This is a genomic window from Krasilnikovia sp. M28-CT-15 (genome assembly GCF_047159595.1).
Taxonomy (GTDB): domain Bacteria; phylum Actinomycetota; class Actinomycetes; order Mycobacteriales; family Micromonosporaceae; genus Actinoplanes.
The window spans coordinates 6,710,877-6,729,753 of the sequence record NZ_BAAGAK010000001.1; the positions used below are offsets into that span (position 1 = coordinate 6,710,877).

The window sequence follows — 18,877 nt, forward strand, 5'->3', positions numbered from 1 at the left end:
GGCCTAGAGTGGGCGGGTGAGCAGCACCTATCAGCCCTCGATGCTCGATCTCGTGGTCGGCGAGCCGGCCGGGGTCACGCTGGAGCCGCTGCCCGGCCGGCTCACCCGCCAGCCGCTGACGGCGGGCGCCTGGGTGGATGTGCTGCCAGGTTGGGTGCACCGCTCCGACGCGGTCTTCGAGACCCTGCTGACCGACGTGGACTGGCGGGCCGAGCGGCGGCAGATGTATGACGGCGTGGTCGACGTGCCCCGGCTGCTGCGCTGGTACGGACCCGGCGACCCACTGCCGCATCCGGCGCTCACCGAGGCCCGGCAGCGACTGTCCGAGCACTACGCGGGCGAGCTGGGTGAGGAGTTCGTGACCGCCGGCATGTGCCTGTACCGGGACGGGCGCGACAGCGTCGCCTGGCACGGCGACACGCGAGGCCGCTCCGCCCACGCCGACACGATGGTGGCGATCGTGTCCTTCGGGTCGCCGCGCACCCTCATGCTGCGACCCCGGGCGGGCGGCCCGAGCCTGCGCTTCCCGTCCGGTCACGGCGATCTCGTCGTCATGGGCGGCTCCTGCCAGCGCACCTGGGAGCACGCGATCCCGAAGACGGCCCGGCCCGTGGGGCCACGGGTGAGCGTTCAGTTCCGGCCCCGCAATGTCGCCTGAGCGGCCACGAAGTCGTCGCCTGATCCCCATTTCCGGCGTGCCGCCGATCACATAGATTCACGGTGATCAATCACACCGGACGCGGGAGCACACATGCTCAACAGGATTCGGGTCATCGCCGCGGCGGCCGCCGCCCTACTGGTCATCGCCGGCACTCCGGCGCCGGCACACGCAGCGCCGCCCAGCCACGCCGATCTGGCGCTGCGCTGGGCGCCGATCCACTACCAGGACGTGGACGCCACCGGCAGTCACGCGCTGGGCGGCAGGTCGGACTACCTCACCCGGGTCGACTTCGACGGCGACCTCGTCGGGCGCAACAACTGGGACCACGCGGCGCAGTCCGGTGCCGACTTCACCGCGGCCGTGTACTACTCCGTGGTGGAGACCAGCACGCACTGGTTCATCACGTACTTCTTCTACCACCCGCGGGACTGGGTGGATCACCCGGTCTTCGAGACCGAACACGAGAACGACGGCGAGGGGACCACGCTGGCCGTCGAGAAGGACGGCTCGACGTACGGGGTGCTGCGCGCCGTGGTGACCGTGGCCCACACGAACTTCTACTCCTACACGCCGTCCGGCAGCACGTGGACCGGGGGACGGGAGACTGTGGACGGCACCCTGCAGATGCAGTCGTCCCCGCACGACGCGTTCCTGCATCCGGTGACCGCGCAGCAGGTGCAGGGGCACGGCCTCAAGGCATACCCGCAATACAAGATCAACGGCGACGGCATCGTCTACTACCCGGCGACCGCGGGCGAGGTGCCCGGCAGCGGCAACGACCGGGACGTCAGGTACGAACTGATCGACATCTTCGCGCCCGGCGGATTGTGGGCGCAGCGCACCACCGCCAGCCTGTTCGTCCACCTCGGCACGTTCGCCGGTGACGACTCCGGCGACTGCGGGCAGGGCACCTGGGACTGCACCACCGACTCGGCGAACGCGCCGTGGGGCTGGGACGACGGCGACGACGCGGTGGCCCGCGGCGAGATCGCCACCGACCCGGCGAAACTGTCGGCCGAGTACTTCACGATCCCGGGCGGCGTGTCGCGGGCCTACACCGACAACCCGTACGCGGGCGCGGCCGAGGCGCTGCGCAAGGCGGCCCGCACGCTGCCGCGCACCATCGACTGACCTTGGTGCCGGGCGGCGCGCACTGCGCCGCCCGGCACCGCATGACCGACCGCACCGAGCGCAGCGAGGGCCAGGAGGGCAGGCCCGGCCAGCACCGCATGACCGACCGCACCGAGCGCAGTGAGGGCCGGGAGGGCAGGCCCGGCCAGCACCGCATGACCGACCGCACCGAGCGCAGCGAGGGCCAGGAGGGCAGGCCCGCGGCGGCACCGGGTGTCATGTGCGGCACGTTTGCCACCTGTTGCGGTCGCACCGCTGCTCGGGAGAGGGTAGGCGACGAGCGTACTGGCCGGTAATGTTCGCACTCCCAGTGCAGATATGTCCGAAGGAGTTCGCATGACTCAGTTGGCAGGCGCAGTGGCGATCGTGACCGGAGCCAGCCGGGGCATCGGCTTCGCCATCGCCCAGCGCTTCGTCGCCGAAGGCGCCCGGGTGTGCATCACCGGCCGCGACGCGACCGCCCTGGAGGCCGCCGCGAAGGACCTCGGCGGCCCCGAACACGCCATCGCGGTCGCCGGGCGCGGCGACGACCCCGAGCACCGCGCCGAGGTCATCGACACCACGGTCGGCGCGTTCGGTCCCATCAGCCAGCTGGTCAACAACATCGGCATCAACCCGGCGTACGGCCCGCTGGGCACGCTGGACCTGGGCGCCGCCCGCAAGATGTTCGACGTCAACGTGCTCGGCACCCTCGGCTGGGTGCAGGAGGCCCTGCGCGGCGGACTCGCCGACAGCGGCGGCTCGATCGTCAACATCTCCTCGATCTCCGGGGTGCGTCCCGCCCCCGGCATCGCCTTCTACGGCGTCACCAAGGCAGCCCTCATCCACCTCACCGAGGAACTCGCCGTCGAGCTGGCCCCGAAGGTACGCGTCAACGCGGTCGCCCCCGCGGTCGTGAAGACCAGGTTCGCCACCGCCCTCTATGAGGGCCGGGAGGAGAAGGTCGCGGCGACGTACCCGCTGCGCCGCCTCGGCGTACCCGAGGACATCGCCGGGGCGGTGGCCTTCCTCAGCTCCCCTGACGCGGGCTGGATCACCGGCCAGACCCTGGTCATCGACGGCGGCATCACGCTGACCGGGGCGGGCGAGTGAGCGCCCCGCGGGTCGTCGTCACCGGCGCGGGTGGCGGCATCGGCGCGGCGCTGGCCCGCCGGTTCGCGGCCGACGGCGCCCGGGTCATCGTCAACGACCTCGACGCGGCCGCCGCCCAGGCGATCGCCGACGAGATCGGCGGCCTGGCCGTGCCCGGCAACGCGGCCGACGAGGCGTTCGTGCGGCAGCTCGTCGACACCGCCTGGGCCGAGCTGGGCGGCTGCGACCTGTTCTGCGCGAACGCCGGGGTGCTGCCCGCGGGCGCCGAGGACGCCCCCGACGCCGCCTGGGAGACGGCGTGGCAGGTCAACGTCATGTCCCATGTGTACGCGTCCCGCGCCCTGCTCCCCCGCTGGCTCGACTCGGGTGGCGGGCGGTTGCTCCTCACGGTCTCCGCGGCCGGGCTGCTGACGCTGCTGGGCAGCGCGCCGTACTCGGTGACCAAGCACGCGGCGCTCGGCTTCGCGGAGTGGCTGCGGGCCACGTACGCGCACCGCGGCATCGTCGTGCAGGCGCTGTGCCCGCAGGGCGTACGCACCGCGATGCTCACCGACGGCGGCGACAGCGCCAGCAAGGCGCAGCTCGCCGCGACCGCGCTGGACCCCGAGGAGGTGGCCGCGGTGGTCGCCGACGCGATCCAGGGCGACCGCTTCCTGGTGCTGCCCCACCCCGAGGTGGCCGAGTACTACCGGCACCGGGCCGACGATCCGGACCGCTGGCTGGCCGGCATGAACAAGATCCAGCGCAGTTTCGACGGTCCCGCCGCGTGAGCGGGCCGGGCCCGGGCGCGTGCGAAAGGTAGGCAGATCCATGAGTGAGCCGTTGGGAACCGACACGTGAGCGGGCCGCCGGGACTCGACCTGGACCGGTTGCGGGCGTACCTCGGGGACGGTCCGCCGTTGCGGGCCACCATGTTCGCCGGGGGCCGGTCGAACCTCACGTACGCGGTCACCGACGGCACCAGCCGCTGGGTCCTGCGCCGCCCGCCGCTGGGCCACGTCCTGCCCACCGCGCACGACATGGCACGCGAGCACCGGGTGCTGGCCGCGCTGTCGCGGGCCGGGTTTCCCGCGCCCACCCCGGTGGCGCTGTGCACCGATCCGGAGCCGATCGGCGCCCCGTTCTACCTGATGGAGCACGTCGACGGCACGATCCACCGGGACGCCGCGGCGCTGAGCGCGCTCGGACCCGAGGCGGTGCACCGGCTCATCCTCAGCCTGGTCGACACGCTGGCCGACCTGCACGCGCTGGAGCCGGCCGCGATCGGGCTGGCCGACTTCGGCCGTCCCGAGGGCTTCAACGACCGCCAGGTGCACCGCTGGAAGAAGCAGCTTGACGCGTCCCGCAGCCGCGACGTCGCCGGCATCGACGAGCTGCACGCCCGGCTGGCGGTCGACGTGCCGCACGGGCCGCCCGGCGGCGCGGTGGTACACGGCGACTACCGCCTCGACAACGTGCTGATCGGCCCTGACCTCCGGGTCAACGCGGTGCTCGACTGGGAGATGTCCACCCTGGGCGACCCGCTGAGCGACCTGGCCCTGCTGCTGGTCTACGCGGGCCGCCCGCTGCTCACCGGCCCGGGCGGGGAGGTTGCCCCGATCTCCGTACCCGGGCATCCCGGCCTGTCCGAGCTGGCCGGGCACTACGCCAAGCGCTCCGGCCGCGACGTCAGCGACCTGCACTGGTACGTGGCGTTCGCCGCGTTCAAGCTGGCCGTGATCCTCGAGGGCGTGCACTACCGGTACGTGCAGGGGCAGACCGTCGGCGAGGGCTTCGACACGGTCGGAGAGCTCGTCGCGCCGCTGGTGCGCCAGGGACACGAGGCGCTGGAGGGAGACTGATGGACTTCGCGTACGACGAGACCACCGAGGACTACCGCAAGCGGCTGCTGGCCTTCATGGACGAGCACGTCTACCCGGCCGAGGAGCACTTCGAGTCCAGTTACCGCGGCGACTGGGCGCCGCCCGGTGTACTGGGACCGCTCAAGACCGAGGCCAGGCGGCTCGGCCTGTGGAACCTGTTCCTGCCGGGCAGGCACGGCGCCGGTCTGACGAACCTGCAGTACGCGCCGCTGGCCGAGATCACCGGGCGCAGCCCCGCCCTGGCCCCGGCCGCGCTGAACTGTGCCGCGCCGGACACCGGCAACATGGAGGTGCTGGCCGAGTTCGGCAGCCCCGAACAGCAGGAACGCTGGCTGACACCGCTGCTGGACGGCACGATCCGTTCGGCGTTCGCGATGACCGAGCCGCAGGTCGCCTCGTCGGACGCCACCAACATCGGCACCCGCATCGTCCGCGACGGCGACGAGTACGTGATCACCGGCCGCAAGTTCTACATCTCCGGCGCGATGAACCCGAACTGCGCGATCTTCATCGTGATGGGCAAGACCGACCCGGACGCGGCCCGGCACCTGCAGCAGAGCATGGTGCTGGTCCCCCGGGACACCCCCGGGCTGACCGTGCGCCGCGGCATGACCGTGTTCGGCTACGACGACGGCGACCACGGCGGCCACGCCGAAGTGGACTTCGACGACGTGCGCGTGCCGGTGGCCAACCTGATCGGTGCGGAGGGCTCCGGCTTCGCGATCTCCCAGGCTCGGCTGGGCCCGGGCCGCATCCACCACTGCATGCGGCTGATCGGCATGGCCGAGCGCGCGCTGGAGCTGATGTGCCTTCGGTCGCTGGACCGTACGGCGTTCGGCAAGCCGCTGGCGGACCAGGGCGTGGTGCGGGAGTGGATCGCCGAGTCCCGGGTCCGGATCGAGCAGGCCCGGCTGCTGGTGCTGAAGGCCGCCTGGCTGATGGACACGGTCGGCAACAAGGGCGCGCACACCGAGATCCAGGCCATCAAGATCATGGCTCCGGTCACCGCCGAGTGGATCATCGACAAGGCCATCCAGACGTACGGTGCGGCCGGTGTCGGGCAGGACACCCCGCTGGCCCGGCTGTGGAGCCAGGCCCGCACGCTGCGGCTGGCCGACGGCCCGGACGAGGTGCACAAGCGCTCCCTGGCGCGCCGGGAGCTCGACCGCTACCGGAGGGCGCGATGACCCCACCGGAACCTCACCCCAGCCGGAGGGCGCGATGACGCAGCGAATCGACGGGCGCACGGCCCGGGCCGAGCGCACCCGCAACGCGATCGTCGACGCGCACGTCGAGCTGATCCTCGGCGGCGAGCTTCGTCCCACCGCGGACCGCATCGCCAAGCTGGCCGGGGTCTCACTGCGGGCACTGTGGAGCCACTTCACCGACATGGAGGCGCTGTTCGCGGCCAGCGGCCAGCGGATCCTGGAGCAGCGCGACGCCGCCTTCGAGCCGATCCCGCCCGACCTGCCGCTGGCCCGGCGGATCGAGGCGTTCGGCCGCCAGCGGGCCCGGCTGCTGGAGCAGGTCGCCCCCGCCGCCAAGGCGGCGTCGCTCAAGGAGCCGTTCTCCCCGGCCCTGCAGAGCAACCGCCGCGCGCACGTGGACCGGGTCCGCGACGAGCTGCGTACGCTGTTCGCCCCGGAGCTGGCGGCCGCGGGCGACACCGGTCCCGACATGCTGACCGCCCTGGTCGGCGTCAGCATGTGGCCCACCTGGGGCACCTGGCGCGACGCCATGGGGCTGGACCCCGAGCAGGCCCGCGCGGCCCTGACCCGTACGATCGCCGCCCTGCTCACCGCCTGAGCTGCTCGTCGCCGCGGATCTTGGTGAGTTTCGGTGCGCTGTTGACCGAAAGTCTTCATCGATGCGGGCTTGCACACGCCGGGGGGCCGGCGACCCGTAGGTCGCCGGCCGCGCGGTGCGACCGTGTCAGATCACAGCAGCCAGTGGTGCCTGCGGACGTAGGAGATGTGCCCCCAGATCTTCCCGAGCCCCCACGTGTGCCCGGCGTACGTCGCCGCGGCAACGATCATGGCGAGCGCGTAGATGACGTGGTAGTCGACGATCGGGTTGGTCGAGCCGCTGGGGTCACCGGTCGCGGTGTGCTGCGCGAGCGGCCATTCGGCCAGCCACATCATCGCCATCATGATGGTGCCGCCCACCGCGGCGATCCGCAGGCCGACGCCGAGCACCAGGGCCAGCCCCAGGCCCAGCAGACCGCCCATGAACAGGAGGTCGCACCACCACGTCCCCGCCATCGAGTGGAACATCGACTGGAACGGCCCGACCTCGACGTTGGAGAGGAAGCCGTTGGTCGGCGAGCCACCGTTGATGACGGCACGCTCGGACGGGGTGGAGTAGTTGAGGCCGAACATCTTGTCGAGGAAGGCCCAGAGGAAGACGAACCCGGTGGCCATCCGCATGACGGCGATCGCCTTCGCGGCGAACTTCGTCATCATCGAGCCGGGGATCTCGGCTTGCTCCAGAGGACGTTCCAGAGTGCGCTTGGTGGATGCGTGGACGGTCATCGCTGCCTCCGACTCTGTGACCGTTTGACAGATCAACCCTCCGCCCGCGTGAAGCGCAACACCCGGGCCTAAGTCACTGACTCATCGGGACCTTGGTCCCGCCGTCACACGCCTCCACCGCTTTCCCGTGAATCCCGGGTGAACGCCGAGGTCACAGCACCACAACCGAGCGGGCCCCCTCGCCCCGAGCCATCCGCTCGAACGCCGCGGGGACGTCGGCGAGCCCGATCCGGTCGGTGACGAGGTGGTCCACGGCCAGCCTGCCCTCCAGCACCTCCCGGGCCAGCTCCGGCAGCGCCACGTCCGGGTCGGCCGCGCCGTACACGCTGGCGCGCAGGGTCCGCGCGGAGGTGAAGATGTCCAGCGCGCTCAGCTGCAACTGGTCGTCCGCGCGGCCCATGCCCACGACCGTGACGTGGCCGCCGCGGCGGGTGGCCCGCCAGGCCGCCCGGATCGTCGCCGCCTTGCCGACGCATTCGAACGCATGGTCGACGCCGCGCCCCTGCGTCCGGACCCGGATGTCCTTGGACAGCGTGTCCGCCGCGACCAGGAACTCGGTCGCACCCGCCGCCTCGGCGAGGGCCTTCTTGGACTCGGCCACGTCGACCGCGATGACCTGGGCGGCCCCGGCGGCGCGGGCCGCCGCCACCACGGTCAGGCCCACCCCGCCCAGGCCCAGCACGAGCACCGCGTCCCCGGGGGCCACCCGGGCGGTGTTGCGCACCGCTCCCGCGCCGGTCAGCACCGCGCAGCCGAGCAGGGCCGCGCTTTCCCACGGCAGTTCCTCCGGTACGCCGATCGCCGCGTTCTCCGGCACCACGACCTGCTCGGCGAACGCGCCCAGCCCCAGCGTCACGTGTACCGGCGCGCCGTCCAGGGTCATGCCGTTCTCCAGCGCGGCCACGTTCGCGGTGGCGCACAGCCAGGGCTCGCCATGGGTGCAGAACCAGCACGTACGGCAGACCGGCGACCAGTTGAGCGCGACATGATCACCCACCGCGACCCGGGTGACGTGGGCGCCCACCTCGACCACCTCGCCCGCCGCCTCGTGACCCAGCACGAGCGGATGCGGCGGGGTCAGGGTCCCGTCGAGCATCGCCAGGTCCGAGTGGCACACCCCGGCCGCCCGGATCCGGACCCGGACCTGGCCGGGGCCGACCTCCGGCAGGTGCAGCTGGACCAGCTCGGGTGGCACGCCGGGACTCCGTACGACCAGGCCCTCGATGTACGCGGTCACCGCTGGATCGCCTTGATCTGCTGGAACTCCGCCACCCCGTGCGCGCCGAGTTCGCGCCCGATGCCGGACTGCTTGTACCCGCCGAACGGGGCGGCCGGGTTGAACGCGGCGCCGTTGATGTCGACCGCGCCGGTGCGCATCCGGCGGGCCACGGCGAGGGCCCGTTCCGGTGACGCCGACCAGACGCCGCCGGCCAGGCCGTAGCGGGAGTTGTTCGCGATGGTCACCGCCTCATCGTCGTCGGTGAACGGAATGATCGACAACACGGGTCCGAAGATCTCCTCCTGGGCCAGGACGCTGTCCGGGTCGACGTCGGCGAAGACCGTGGCGGCGGCGAAGTGGCCCCGGTCGGGCACCGGTGCGTGCAGGCCGCCCGCCACGAGCCGTGCCCCGTCGGCCAGCCCGCGCTCGATGTACCCGCGGACCCGGTCCAGCTGGGCGGCCGAGACGAGCGGGCCGAGGCGGGTGGACTCGTCGAACGGGTCTCCGGCGTGGTATTTCGCGGCGGCCGCCGCGGCGATCGACACCGCCTCGTCGTACCGGCTGCGGTGCACCAGCATGCGGGTCCACGCCGTACACGTCTGTCCGGAGTTGAGGAAGGCGTTGCCGACGCCCACCTTGACCGCCCGGGTCAGGTCCGCGTCGTCGAGGATCACGTTGGCGCTCTTACCGCCGAGTTCGAGGGAGACCCGGGCGATGCGGTCCGCGGCCGCGTGGGCGATGGCGCGGCCGGTGGCGGTGGAGCCGGTGAACGACACCATGTCGACGTCCGGGTGGGCGGCCAGCGCCGCGCCCACCGCGGGCCCGGTCCCGGGCACCAGGTTGAGCAGCCCGGCGGGCAGCCCGGCCTCCTGCGCCGCGTCCGCCAGCAGGTACGCCACCAGCGGGGTCAGCTCGCTGGGTTTGAGCACCACCGGACAGCCCGCGGCCAGCGCCGCGCCGACCTTGGCGATGATCTGGTGCAGGGGGTAGTTCCACGGGGTGATGGCGGCGACCACGCCGACCGGCTCGGACACGAGCAGCGAGTGCCCGACCGTCTCGGCGGGCGCGGGCCGGGCGGCCAGCTCCGCGTACTCCTGCAGGACGGTCAGCGGCAGCCGGGTGTGGGTGGCGGTGGCGATCTTCAGCGGCGCGCCCAGCTCCAGCCCGACCGTACGGGCGATCTCGGCGGAGCGGGCGGACAGCGCCGCGTGCAGCCGGGTGAGCGCCGCGCCGCGCTCGGCGGCGCCGGTGCCGGCCCAGCCGTCGAAGGCGGCGCGGGCGGCCGCCACGGCGGCGTCGACGTCCGCGGCCGACCCGGCGGGCACGTGACCGAGGATGTCGCCGGTCGCCGGGTTCTCGACCGCGATGCGCGCGTCGGAGGCGGGCGGGACCCAGGCCCCGCCGAGGTAGATCCGGTCGCGGCTGAGCTGCACGTCGGAGCTGAGCGTCACGTTGGCGCGCCTTTCGTGAGGGGCAGGGATCGGTGGAGGCGGTCGAGACCCGCGATGACGGTGTCGAGGCCGAGCGCGAACGCGCCCTCGTCGACGCTGTGCTGATGCTCGGCCAGCAGATGGGCGTGGCGCAGGTGGGGATAGCGCTCGGCGTAGACGCCGGGGTCCTCGTCGAAGCCGAGCGCGAACGATCCGAGCGCGGAACCGTGCACCAGGTAGCGCATCAGGGCCCCGATGTGGGTGGCCCGGGCGGGTGGCCAGCCCGCCTCGATCAGCGCGCCGTAGACCGTGTCCGCCATGGCCAGCGTCGCCGGGCGGCGGCCGGGCCCGTGCGCGAGGACGGGCACGACGTTGGGGTGGGCGCAGAGCACGGCATGGTACGAGCACGCCCACAGTCGCAGCGCCTCGCGCCAGTCGTGGGTGGCGAACGACGAGACGTCCACGCGCGCCACCACCGCGTCGGCCACCGCGTCCAGGATCTCGTTCTTGGTCGGGAAGTGGTGGTAGAGCGACGGCCCGCGCACGCCCAGCTCGGTGGCGAGCCGCCGGGTGGAGACCGCGGCCAGCCCTTCGGCGTCGACGAGGACCGCGGCGACCTCGACGATCCGCTGCCGGGTGAGCAGCGACTGCCGGGGCCGGGCCATGGGTGGCTCCTGAATTCGTCGGGATCTCGGTCTGGACGTGCGAAAACTTGCACCGCTAGTTTAATCGCATGGACTTCTCGCTCAGCGACGAGGAACGCGCCATCCGCGACACCGCTCGTCAGTTCATCACCCGCGAGGTCATGCCCCTGGAGCAGGAAGCGCTGCGCCGCGAGCGGGCACACCGGCCCGGCCTGGAGCGCAGCGAGCTGCGCGAACTGCAACTCAAGGCGCGCAAGTTCGGCTTCTGGGGCCTCAGCACCCCGGTCGAGTACGGCGGGATGGACCTGTCCGCGGTCATGCAGGCGCTGATCGTGACCGAGACGGGCCGGACGTTCGTGCAGTTCGGCTTCGGCGGCGAGGCGGACAACATCCTGTACTACGGCAACGACGAGCAGAAGCGCGAGTACCTGCTCCCCACGATCGAGGGCGACCGCGTCTCCTGCTTCGCGATCACCGAGCCGGGCGCCGGTTCCGATGCCGCGAACATCAAGCTCAGCGCGCGCCGCGACGGCGACGACTGGGTCCTCAACGGCGAGAAGACCTTCATCACGAACGGCAACGACGCCGACTTCGCGATCGTCGTCGCGGTCACCGACCCCGAGAAGGGCGCCCGCAACGGCGGGGCGACCGCGTTCCTGGTGGACCGCGCGATGGGCTGGCGCTCGGAGTTCATCCAGACGATGGGCGAGGGTGGCCCCGCCTCGCTGATCTTCGAGGATGTGCGGGTGCCGCAGCGCAACATCCTGGGCGAGCTGGGCCAGGGCTTCGCGCTCGGCATGACCTGGATCGGCAAGGGCCGCTACCTGATCCCGTCGCACGCGCTCGGCATCGCCGAACGCGCCCTGTCCATGGCCCTGGAGTACGCCAACACCCGGGAGACCTTCGGCCGCCGCATCGGGGAGAACCAGGCGATCCAGTGGATGCTGGCCGATTCCGAGGTGGAGCTGGAGGCCGCCCGCTGGCTGGTGCTGCGGGCCGCGTGGGCGGTGGACCAGGGCGAGGACCCGCGCCACTCCTCCTCGATGGCCAAACTGTACGGCGCCGGCATGGTGAACCGGGTCGTCGACCGGGTGCTGCAGATCCACGGCGGCATGGGCTACACCCGGGAGCTGCCCATCGAACGCTGGTACCGGCAGGTCCGGCTGATGCGCATCTACGAGGGCACGGACGAGATGCAGCGGCTCATCATCGCCCGCGACCTGCTCCGGGGCTACACCAAGATCGGCGGCACGCTGGCCTGACCGGCTGCACCGAGCGCAGTGAGGGCCGGGAGGGCAGGCTGGACCCAGCAGCGCCTGACCGACTGCACCAAGAATTCGTTTGTGTCGCGGGGGACCAGATCCGTCTGACTCGAGGAGGACCCGCGTGACGACACTTTCCCTGGCGACCGTGTTGGCCGAGGCGGCCCGGCGCTATCCCGACAAGGTCGCGGTCGTGGACGACAGCGCCCGGGTGACGTACCGCGAGCTGTGGGCTCAGGCCCGGGCGTACGCCGCGGGGCTGCGGGAACTCGGAGTCCGCCCCGGTGACACGGTCGCCGTCCAGATCCCCAACCTGCTGGACTTCCCCCGCGTCTACTACGGCGCCCTGGCGGCCGGCGCCACCCTGGTGCCGGTGCACCTGCTGCTCACCCCCGAAGAGATCGCGTACGTGCTGCGCGACAGCGGCACCGACCTGCTCGTGGCGCACTCCAGCCAGCTGGCGAACGCGGCCGCGGCCGCACAGGCCGCGGGCATCCGGCTGGTCACCGTCGGCCCGGTGCCCGCCGGGTTGCCGGACGCTGCGCCGCGCCTGGAGGACGCTGCCGCCGCGGTGCCGCCGCTGCCCACGTACGTGACCCGCGCGGCCGAGGACGTCGCGGTCGTCTTCTACACCAGCGGCACCACCGGGCAGTCCAAGGGCGCCCTGCTCACCCATCTGAACCTGGTGCTGAACGCGACCGTCAGCGTCTTCGACACCAGCGACGCCCGCCCGGACGACGTGGTGCTGGGCTGCCTGCCGCTGTTCCACAGCTTCGGCCAGGTGTGCATGAACGGCACGTTCCGGCTGGGCGCGACGATGGTGCTGCTGGCCCGCTTCACCGGGGAGGCGGCCATCGACCTGATGGTGCGCGAGAACGTGACCAGCTTCTACGGCGTGCCGACCATGTTCGTCGCGCTGCTGGAGGCCGCCGCGAAGGCGGAGACGCTGCCGCGGCTGCGGTTGGGCGGCTCCGGTGGGGCGTCGCTGCCGGTGGCGGTGCTGGAACGCTTCGCGGAGACGTTCGACGCGCCCATCTACGAGGGGTACGGGCTGTCCGAGACCTCGCCGACGGCCACCACGAACCAGGCCGCCTTCGGCACCCGGGCGGGCTCGGTCGGGCACCCGATCTGGGGGGTGGAGGCGGAGATCGCCCGGCCGGAGGTAGAGGAGCGCATCGAGCTGCTCCCCGCGGGGGAGCTGGGCGAGATCGTGATCCGCGGGCACAACGTCTTCGCGGGATATCTGAACCGCCCGGAGGAGACCGGGGCATCCCTGGTGGACGGCTGGTTCCGTACGGGCGACCTGGGCACGAAGGACGCCGACGGGTTCCTCACCATCGTGGACCGCAAGAAAGACATGATCATCCGGGGTGGCTTCAACGTGTACCCACGGGAGGTCGAGGAGGTGCTGGCCCGGCATCCGGCGGTCGTGCAGGTCGCGGTCATCGGCGTTCCCGACGACGTGCTCGGCGAGGAGGTCTGCGCTGTGGTGGTCGCCGACCCGGGCGGCGTGACGGACGAGGACCTGACGGACTGGGCGCGTGAACGCCTCGGCAAGCACAAGTACCCGCGTCAGGTGCGCTTCGTCGAGTCCCTGCCGCTGGGCCCGAGCCACAAGGTGCTCAAGCGGGAGCTACGCCGAACGTTCGCCGATCCCGCCCAGCAGGGCGGGTAGCTCCGCCACGATCGGCTCGTCGGCCGGCAGCCACGGCACGCTGTCCAGCTCGCCGGCCGCGAGCCACCGCATCGCGCTGTGTTCCAGGGCGCGCGGCACCGCACCGTCCAGTACCTCGGCGACGAAGACCCGCAGCACGGCCCGGCCGCGTGCCAGCGGCACGTCCGGGCCGACCCGGGCGCCGACCCGCACCCGGACGCCCAGTTCCTCGCGGCACTCGCGGGCCAGCGCCTGCTCGTCCGTCTCCCCCGGCTCGACCTTGCCGCCGGGGAACTCCCAGCGCCCGGCCGCCTCGGGCGGCGCCGAGCGTTGACATGCCAGCACCCGGCCATCGATGACAATGACGGCTGCGACGATCACCCTGGGTGATGAACCGCTGCTGGCATGGCGTTCGTGGGGCATGGGCAAACAGCGTGCCACAAATCTTGACCGTTCAGGTTGCCCGAGTCCGCCCCGATCGTCGGGAGAACACAGATATGTGGGCGTGGACACGCTTGACGCGGGAGGCAAGACTGTGGGCACCGACCATGACGACATGGCGACGATTTGGCCACAAGCCGGCAACGACGCCAAGGGGGTGTGGCTGATGCGGGCCAGGAAACCACGGGGAACGCGCGCGGATTATCTGAGCGACGCCCTGGCCCTGTTAGGCGGCTGGACCCAGGACGGGGTGCAGCTCAAGCGCGTCCTGGCCTGCGACGAAAGCCAGCACGCCGCCCTGACCGAACGGATCAAGGTCGCCGCCGACACCCTACGCATCCGCCCGCACATCCGTCGCCTCGACGGTCACACCCAGATCTGCCTCGCCGCCCAGGACGGCACCGACATCACCGCCGGTGAGGTCACGCTCGCAGCTCGTATCGAGGACGCGTACCGCACCGTCATCGGCCGCCAGTAGCCATCCGGCGCTGGCCCGGCCGCACTACGCTCGGGCCCATGGGTGACGTCGTCTTCGACAACAAGGGCCAGTTGGAGCAGATCCAGAGTGGGTTGCTGGAGGGCGAGCAGATCATCGCCGTCTATGACGCGATCGGCGCGGGCACCGGCTTCATCGGCCTGACCAACCGGCGCGTGATCATCCAGGACAAGTCATTCGTGGGTAAGCGCGTGGCGATCACGAGCATCCCGTACTCGAAGGTCAGCAGCGTCAGCGTCGTCAGCAACAAGAGCTGGGCCGGGCAGTTCTTCTCGACCGGCACCATCGCCATCACCGTCGGCACGCACGTCTACGAGGTGGAGTTCCGCGGCACGGACAAGACCCACCACGTGCACAACATCATCCTGCACTACGCCGCAGGCTGAGAACCCACTACGCCGCAGGGTAGGACAGCACCCTCGTCGGCAGCGGGGTCTCGGTCACCGTGCCGTCCTCGGCGCGCTTCAGCTCGTACCCGCGCGGGCCCTCCCGGTCGGCCACCACCTCGGCCAGCCGGGTGCCCCGGTAGACGAGACCGGCACCGTCGTCGGTCGCGTACCCGTCCGGCAGGGTGCCGTCGCCGATCAGCCTGTGCATCATCGGCCGCCGCTGCTCCTCGGCGTCGTAGTGCACGCCGTTGCTGTACGGCAGCCAGCCCAGCCCCTCGGTGAACGGGCGCAGCTGGAGCCCGAAGCTGTCCGTGCTCCCGCCGATGTGCCAGCAGATCGAGCCCGCCGACACCCCGCCCAGCACCACACCGGACTGCCACGCCTCGCGCAGGATCTCCGGCAGTCCGTGCACCCGCCACACCGCGACGAGGTTCGCCACGCTGCCCCCGCCCACCCAGATCACGTCCTGGCTGAGCAGGTGCGCGCGGATGTCGTCGACGTTCGGCATCGGGAACAGCGTCAGGTGTGACAGCCGGAACCGGCTCCTGGCGAACGCCGCGTACGCCGCACCGATCCGCGCCTCCTGATCCCCGGTCGCCTGGCCGAGCAGGCAGATCCGGGGGGCCGGGCCCGCGTGTGCCAGCTCGGCGGCGTACTCGAAGATCGGGCCCACCCGCATGTCCAACGCGCCGAACCGGCCCGGGAGCATTCCGGCGCTGGTGGCGAGGATGGTGGGTTCGTCGGCGCTCATCGCGCCATCATGGCGCACGCGTCGGCCGTGGCCAGCACGAGGTCCTGGGCCGCGTCCACCGCGGTGGCCAGGTGGATCGGGTCGCCGCCGACCGCGGCGAACACCGCGTCCACCTCCTCGCGGAAGCGCGGCGGGGCGCCCGGCAGGCCCGCCGCCGACGCGACCGCACCCTTCTCGTTGATCAACCAGCGGCGCGCCGCCCCGTGCAGGGCGTGCGCACACACGCCCACGAGCCGGAACAGGCAGCCCGCGACATAGGCGGCGTCGCCGCGCGACACCGCCTTGCGGGCCACCCCGACGAGGAAATCCGCCTCCCAGAGCCCCGCGACGAGCGCGCCGGCCAGCGCGGGCGGATAGACCAGGGCGCGGGCCCGCAGCTCGGCCAGCTGTCCGGCCCGGTCGGCCAGGACCACGGCCAGGGCCAGTTCACCCGGGTACGCGAAGTCCGGCACGCCCAGCGGGTGCCCGGCCTGGGCGTGGAACGCGTACCGGCCCTGCTCGGCATCGCGCCACGCCTGCTCGACCCGGTCCACGTCCCGGTAGATCCAGTCCACGGCGGCACCGTCCACGGTGAGCCACGCCCCGCCGTCCACCCAGGGGCCCCATTCACCCGGCGCGGTGACCCGCGCCCCGGGCCCGGCCACGTCCCGGGCCAGCTCGGCCAGCCCGTCGACGTCCAGCGGGGGCCGGTAGTACAGCCCGAGGTCGGTGTCCGAGTCGGCGGTGTGGGTGCCGCGCGCGCGACTGCCACCGAGCACCACACCGACCACGCCGTCCACCCGTACGAGCCGTCCGGCCAGCTCGGCCAGCCGTGCTTCGCTCACCGCCGCCATCCGGGCATCCTCCCTCGCGGTCCCGTACCGGGATCCGGCGGCCCTGGATCGCGGCGTTCCCGGCCTCCAGCCGGCCGACCGCTACGACGCCCACCTCGCCTCCCTCGAGGCCCACCCCCGCAGATCGTGCTCGCGGGCCGCGACGGGTTCCGGGCGGGTCAGTCGCATGTGGTGGGCGGTGCGGGCTGGCGGGGCGCCGGGACGATGAGGACCGGCACCGGGCCCAAGCCCGCAGCCGGGTCCGTTCCGGGGCCGACGGGCTGCGTGACCGTGGGGAGGCCACCCGCGGGAATCCCGTTGACGGGACCCGGAAGGGTCCCGCCCGCCGGCGGGGCCGGCGTGGGTGAGACGCCGCCCGGAACCGGCGTACCGCCGGGCTGGGCCGGATCTGGGGATGCGCTGGGCTGGGCCGGGTCTGGGGATCCGCCGGGCTGGGGCGGGTTCTGGGTTGCGCCGGGCGGGGGCTCGCTGGTCGCCGGGGTGGTCGGTGGCTGGCTGTTCACCGGGTCGCCCGGCTGGTTCCCCGCGTTCGCACAGGACGGGGGCGTAGCCGGGGGCTTCGGTGTGCAGCGGTCCGCCTTGGCGCGGCAGTCGTGGTGCCCCTTGCCCCCGCCACGGCGCTTGCGACTGCCGACGGCGATGACGCGGTCCTGTGGCGTCCGGGTCACGGCCGCTCCGAGCAGCACCCGGAAGGTCTCCCGACCGGCGACGTAGGTGACCCGGTACCGGATGCTGCGCAGTCCCGGGATGCCGGGGCGGCGCTCGCGGACGCGCCCGCGGGGCAGGGACCGGTCCCGCACGACGCGCGTCCGGAACGGGATGATCCGGCTCTCCGTGACCGTGCGGACGGTGAACAGCTGCGGGATGACCGGCGCCGCCTGCCCGGCGGGGGTACCGACCCCGGCGGCGGGTGCGCTGTCCCGTGGGGGTCGGCTGGGGGTGCGGTCCGCTTCCAACAGCCGGGTCTCGGCGGCCGTGCCCCGCGCGAGGTCATCGCCGATCCGCATGCCCCCGCCGACGTCGCCACCGGACGCCCCGCTGTTCGGGTCCTCACCGCTCGGCGGCGCCGAGGACCCGGGGAGTGCCGGCCGGCTGGCGCCGGAAGCGGTCCCGGGAGGTGCCGCAGGCTCGGCACGTACTGTCCCGGACTCCTCGCCGGCCAGTGACGCGATGCCGTAGACGGTGCCGCCGACGGTCGTCAGCAGGGCGCAGGTGCCGGCGAACATGCGGACGCCGAAGGGGAGCCGAGCCCACCACGACTTTGGAGGCATTTCGAAGTAATGCTGCCAGTCGTCACTAGATGTCTGGTTAAGCACCAAAACATTGTGCTTGTAGAAAAAGTGAACGGCACCATGATTTCGGCACTCGAAAGGCTGACTTGGGAAGTCACGGACGCACTTCCGACATCTTCAGCGGTGCAGAGCCACAGCAGGCCAAAGGAGCGGCCAATGAATTTTGCCCGGTTAATACCTTATTGCGAGTTTTGACCGATATTGAGCATCGCCGCGAGGGTCGCGGTCGTTGACACATTCCCTTATGGGTATATGATTGCCGGCATGGCACGTGCGGCAACCACGACAGACGCGTTCAACGCGGTGGCGGAGCCGCGCCGCCGGGAGATCCTGGACCTCCTCGCCCAGGGGGAGCGTCCGGTCAACGACCTGGTGGCGCAGCTCGGCCTCGCCCAACCGCAGGTTTCCAAGCACCTGCGTGTGCTGCGCGAGGTGGATCTCGTCCGTGTCCGCGACCACGGCCGGCAGCGGCTGTACCGGCTGAACGCCGCCCCACTCAAGCCGCTCCACGATTGGCTGCGCCGATACGAGCGGGCGTGGTCCGATCGGTTCGACCTCATGGACGCCGTCCTTGAGGACCTCAAGGAACGCGACGATCCGCGCGCCGCCGATCGCCTCCCGCCCGCGGCCGGGCCGCAGGGTGGAGACGGTACCGACGACATGGACGACCTCACCGAAGGGGAGCACGCACATGGCACCGACGACTAGCGGCACCGCCCGGGTGGCACTCCCGGCCGACAACCAGATCCTCATCACGCGCGAGTTCCAGGCCCCCCGGCATCTGGTCTGGCGGGCGTACACCACCCCGGAGCTGGTCAAGCGGTGGTGGGGCGGGCAGCGCGGCACCGTCACGAGTGCCGAGATCGACCTTCAGGTCGGCGGCCGGTGGCGGTTCGTGATGACCGCACACGGCGGTTTCGAGGTGGCCTTCCACGGCGAGTACCGGGAGGTCAGCGAGCCCGGGCGCCTGGTCAGCACGGAGGCGTACGAGGGCATCCCCGACCCGGACGGCCACGCCAGCCTCAACACGCTGACGTTCACCGAGACCGACGGGCGCACGTGGATGGAGATGCTCTGCGAATACCGCAGCCGCACCGACCGCGACGCCGTCATCGACTCGGGCATGGAAGGCGGCATGCAGGAGTCGATGGACGCCCTGGAGCAGCTCGCGGCGTCGCTCAGCTGACCG

Annotated in this window: 21 protein-coding genes; 13 read left to right on the forward strand and 8 right to left on the reverse strand. The window is 72.0% G+C overall.

The genetic code is table 11. The features are described from left to right. The first annotated feature begins 16 nt into the window (after window positions 1–16). From ACMCNO_RS30745 to ACMCNO_RS30775, 7 genes are all read left to right on the forward strand, one after another. On the forward strand, window positions 17–658 hold the full coding sequence (locus tag ACMCNO_RS30745) for an alpha-ketoglutarate-dependent dioxygenase AlkB (RefSeq protein WP_412752921.1): 642 nt from the start codon (window positions 17–19) through the stop codon (window positions 656–658). Window positions 659–751: 93 nt separating this feature from the next. Further along, a complete protein-coding gene (locus ACMCNO_RS30750) occupies window positions 752–1,792 on the forward strand; it encodes a hypothetical protein (protein WP_412752922.1) in 1,041 nt (346 codons plus the stop codon). A 336-nt stretch (window positions 1,793–2,128) separates the two neighbouring features. Continuing rightward, the gene (locus tag ACMCNO_RS30755) at window positions 2,129–2,884 is read left to right on the forward strand and encodes an SDR family oxidoreductase (protein WP_412752923.1); all 756 of its coding nucleotides are present in this window, start codon (window positions 2,129–2,131) and stop codon (window positions 2,882–2,884) included. Beyond that, complete coding sequence (locus tag ACMCNO_RS30760) at window positions 2,881–3,654, forward strand: SDR family oxidoreductase (RefSeq protein ID WP_412752924.1); 774 nt, start codon at window positions 2,881–2,883, stop codon at window positions 3,652–3,654. Before ACMCNO_RS30755 ends, ACMCNO_RS30760 begins: the two co-directional genes overlap by 4 nt. Window positions 3,655–3,720: 66 nt before the next feature. Then, window positions 3,721–4,725: a phosphotransferase family protein gene (locus ACMCNO_RS30765; RefSeq protein ID WP_412752925.1), complete on the forward strand. Its 1,005-nt coding sequence runs from the start codon at window positions 3,721–3,723 to the stop codon at window positions 4,723–4,725. Further along, window positions 4,725–5,933, forward strand: a complete 1,209-nt coding sequence (locus tag ACMCNO_RS30770) for an acyl-CoA dehydrogenase family protein (protein WP_412752926.1) — start codon at window positions 4,725–4,727, stop codon at window positions 5,931–5,933. Before ACMCNO_RS30765 ends, ACMCNO_RS30770 begins: the two co-directional genes overlap by 1 nt. Before the next feature lie 34 nt (window positions 5,934–5,967). Continuing rightward, a complete protein-coding gene (locus ACMCNO_RS30775) occupies window positions 5,968–6,552 on the forward strand; it encodes a TetR/AcrR family transcriptional regulator (protein ID WP_412752927.1) in 585 nt (194 codons plus the stop codon). Between the two features lie 131 nt (window positions 6,553–6,683). Here the strand turns inward: ACMCNO_RS30775 and ACMCNO_RS30780 are convergent, their stop codons facing one another. From ACMCNO_RS30780 to ACMCNO_RS30795, 4 genes are all read right to left on the reverse strand, one after another. After that, window positions 6,684–7,277 carry a hypothetical protein gene (locus ACMCNO_RS30780; protein ID WP_412752928.1) on the reverse strand — a complete coding sequence of 198 codons (594 nt, stop codon included), beginning with the start codon at window positions 7,275–7,277 and terminating at the stop codon, window positions 6,684–6,686. 151 nt (window positions 7,278–7,428) lie between these two features. Next, window positions 7,429–8,514 (reverse strand): alcohol dehydrogenase catalytic domain-containing protein, encoded by a 1,086-nt coding sequence (locus ACMCNO_RS30785; protein ID WP_412752929.1) that lies wholly within the window; start codon window positions 8,512–8,514, stop codon window positions 7,429–7,431. Beyond that, complete coding sequence (locus ACMCNO_RS30790; protein ID WP_412752930.1) at window positions 8,511–9,947, reverse strand: aldehyde dehydrogenase family protein; 1,437 nt, start codon at window positions 9,945–9,947, stop codon at window positions 8,511–8,513. The genes ACMCNO_RS30785 and ACMCNO_RS30790 overlap by 4 nt, the downstream gene beginning before the upstream one ends. Beyond that, a complete protein-coding gene (locus tag ACMCNO_RS30795) occupies window positions 9,944–10,591 on the reverse strand; it encodes a TetR/AcrR family transcriptional regulator (RefSeq protein ID WP_412752931.1) in 648 nt (215 codons plus the stop codon). Before ACMCNO_RS30795 ends, ACMCNO_RS30790 begins: the two co-directional genes overlap by 4 nt. 68 nt (window positions 10,592–10,659) lie before the next feature. On the opposite strand from ACMCNO_RS30795, the gene ACMCNO_RS30800 reads away from it, so the two are divergent. Both ACMCNO_RS30800 and ACMCNO_RS30805 read left to right on the forward strand, forming a co-directional pair. Beyond that, complete coding sequence (locus ACMCNO_RS30800) at window positions 10,660–11,832, forward strand: acyl-CoA dehydrogenase family protein (protein WP_412752932.1); 1,173 nt, start codon at window positions 10,660–10,662, stop codon at window positions 11,830–11,832. A gap of 124 nt (window positions 11,833–11,956) precedes the next feature. Then, entirely contained in the window at window positions 11,957–13,507 is a 1,551-nt protein-coding gene (locus tag ACMCNO_RS30805) for a long-chain-fatty-acid--CoA ligase (RefSeq protein ID WP_412752933.1), read from the forward strand. Here ACMCNO_RS30805 and ACMCNO_RS30810 read toward each other — a convergent pair. Next, window positions 13,466–13,909: a (deoxy)nucleoside triphosphate pyrophosphohydrolase gene (locus tag ACMCNO_RS30810; protein ID WP_412752934.1), complete on the reverse strand. Its 444-nt coding sequence runs from the start codon at window positions 13,907–13,909 to the stop codon at window positions 13,466–13,468. The genes ACMCNO_RS30805 and ACMCNO_RS30810 overlap by 42 nt on opposite strands. Window positions 13,910–14,093: 184 nt before the next feature. Here ACMCNO_RS30810 and ACMCNO_RS30815 point away from each other — a divergent pair, with 184 nt between their 5' ends. Together ACMCNO_RS30815 and ACMCNO_RS30820 are read left to right on the forward strand one after the other, a co-directional pair. Continuing rightward, window positions 14,094–14,405, forward strand: a complete 312-nt coding sequence (locus tag ACMCNO_RS30815) for a pterin dehydratase (RefSeq protein WP_412753866.1) — start codon at window positions 14,094–14,096, stop codon at window positions 14,403–14,405. A 38-nt stretch (window positions 14,406–14,443) separates the two neighbouring features. Further along, window positions 14,444–14,809 carry a PH domain-containing protein gene (locus ACMCNO_RS30820; protein WP_412752935.1) on the forward strand — a complete coding sequence of 122 codons (366 nt, stop codon included), beginning with the start codon at window positions 14,444–14,446 and terminating at the stop codon, window positions 14,807–14,809. Window positions 14,810–14,816: 7 nt separating this feature from the next. Here ACMCNO_RS30820 and ACMCNO_RS30825 read toward each other — a convergent pair whose 3' ends face one another. From ACMCNO_RS30825 to ACMCNO_RS30835, 3 genes are all read right to left on the reverse strand, one after another. Beyond that, window positions 14,817–15,563, reverse strand: a complete 747-nt coding sequence (locus ACMCNO_RS30825) for a Type 1 glutamine amidotransferase-like domain-containing protein (protein ID WP_412752936.1) — start codon at window positions 15,561–15,563, stop codon at window positions 14,817–14,819. Next, on the reverse strand, window positions 15,560–16,396 hold the full coding sequence (locus tag ACMCNO_RS30830) for a nucleotidyltransferase domain-containing protein (RefSeq protein WP_412752937.1): 837 nt from the start codon (window positions 16,394–16,396) through the stop codon (window positions 15,560–15,562). The genes ACMCNO_RS30825 and ACMCNO_RS30830 overlap by 4 nt, the downstream gene beginning before the upstream one ends. Window positions 16,397–16,554: 158 nt before the next feature. Next, window positions 16,555–17,622 (reverse strand): G5 domain-containing protein, encoded by a 1,068-nt coding sequence (locus tag ACMCNO_RS30835; RefSeq protein WP_412752938.1) that lies wholly within the window; start codon window positions 17,620–17,622, stop codon window positions 16,555–16,557. A gap of 330 nt (window positions 17,623–17,952) precedes the next feature. On the opposite strand from ACMCNO_RS30835, the gene ACMCNO_RS30840 reads away from it, so the two are divergent. After that, entirely contained in the window at window positions 17,953–18,396 is a 444-nt protein-coding gene (locus ACMCNO_RS30840) for an ArsR/SmtB family transcription factor (RefSeq protein WP_412752939.1), read from the forward strand. After that, window positions 18,380–18,874 carry an SRPBCC family protein gene (locus tag ACMCNO_RS30845; protein WP_412752940.1) on the forward strand — a complete coding sequence of 165 codons (495 nt, stop codon included), beginning with the start codon at window positions 18,380–18,382 and terminating at the stop codon, window positions 18,872–18,874. Before ACMCNO_RS30840 ends, ACMCNO_RS30845 begins: the two co-directional genes overlap by 17 nt. Window positions 18,875–18,877: the final 3 nt, after the last annotated feature.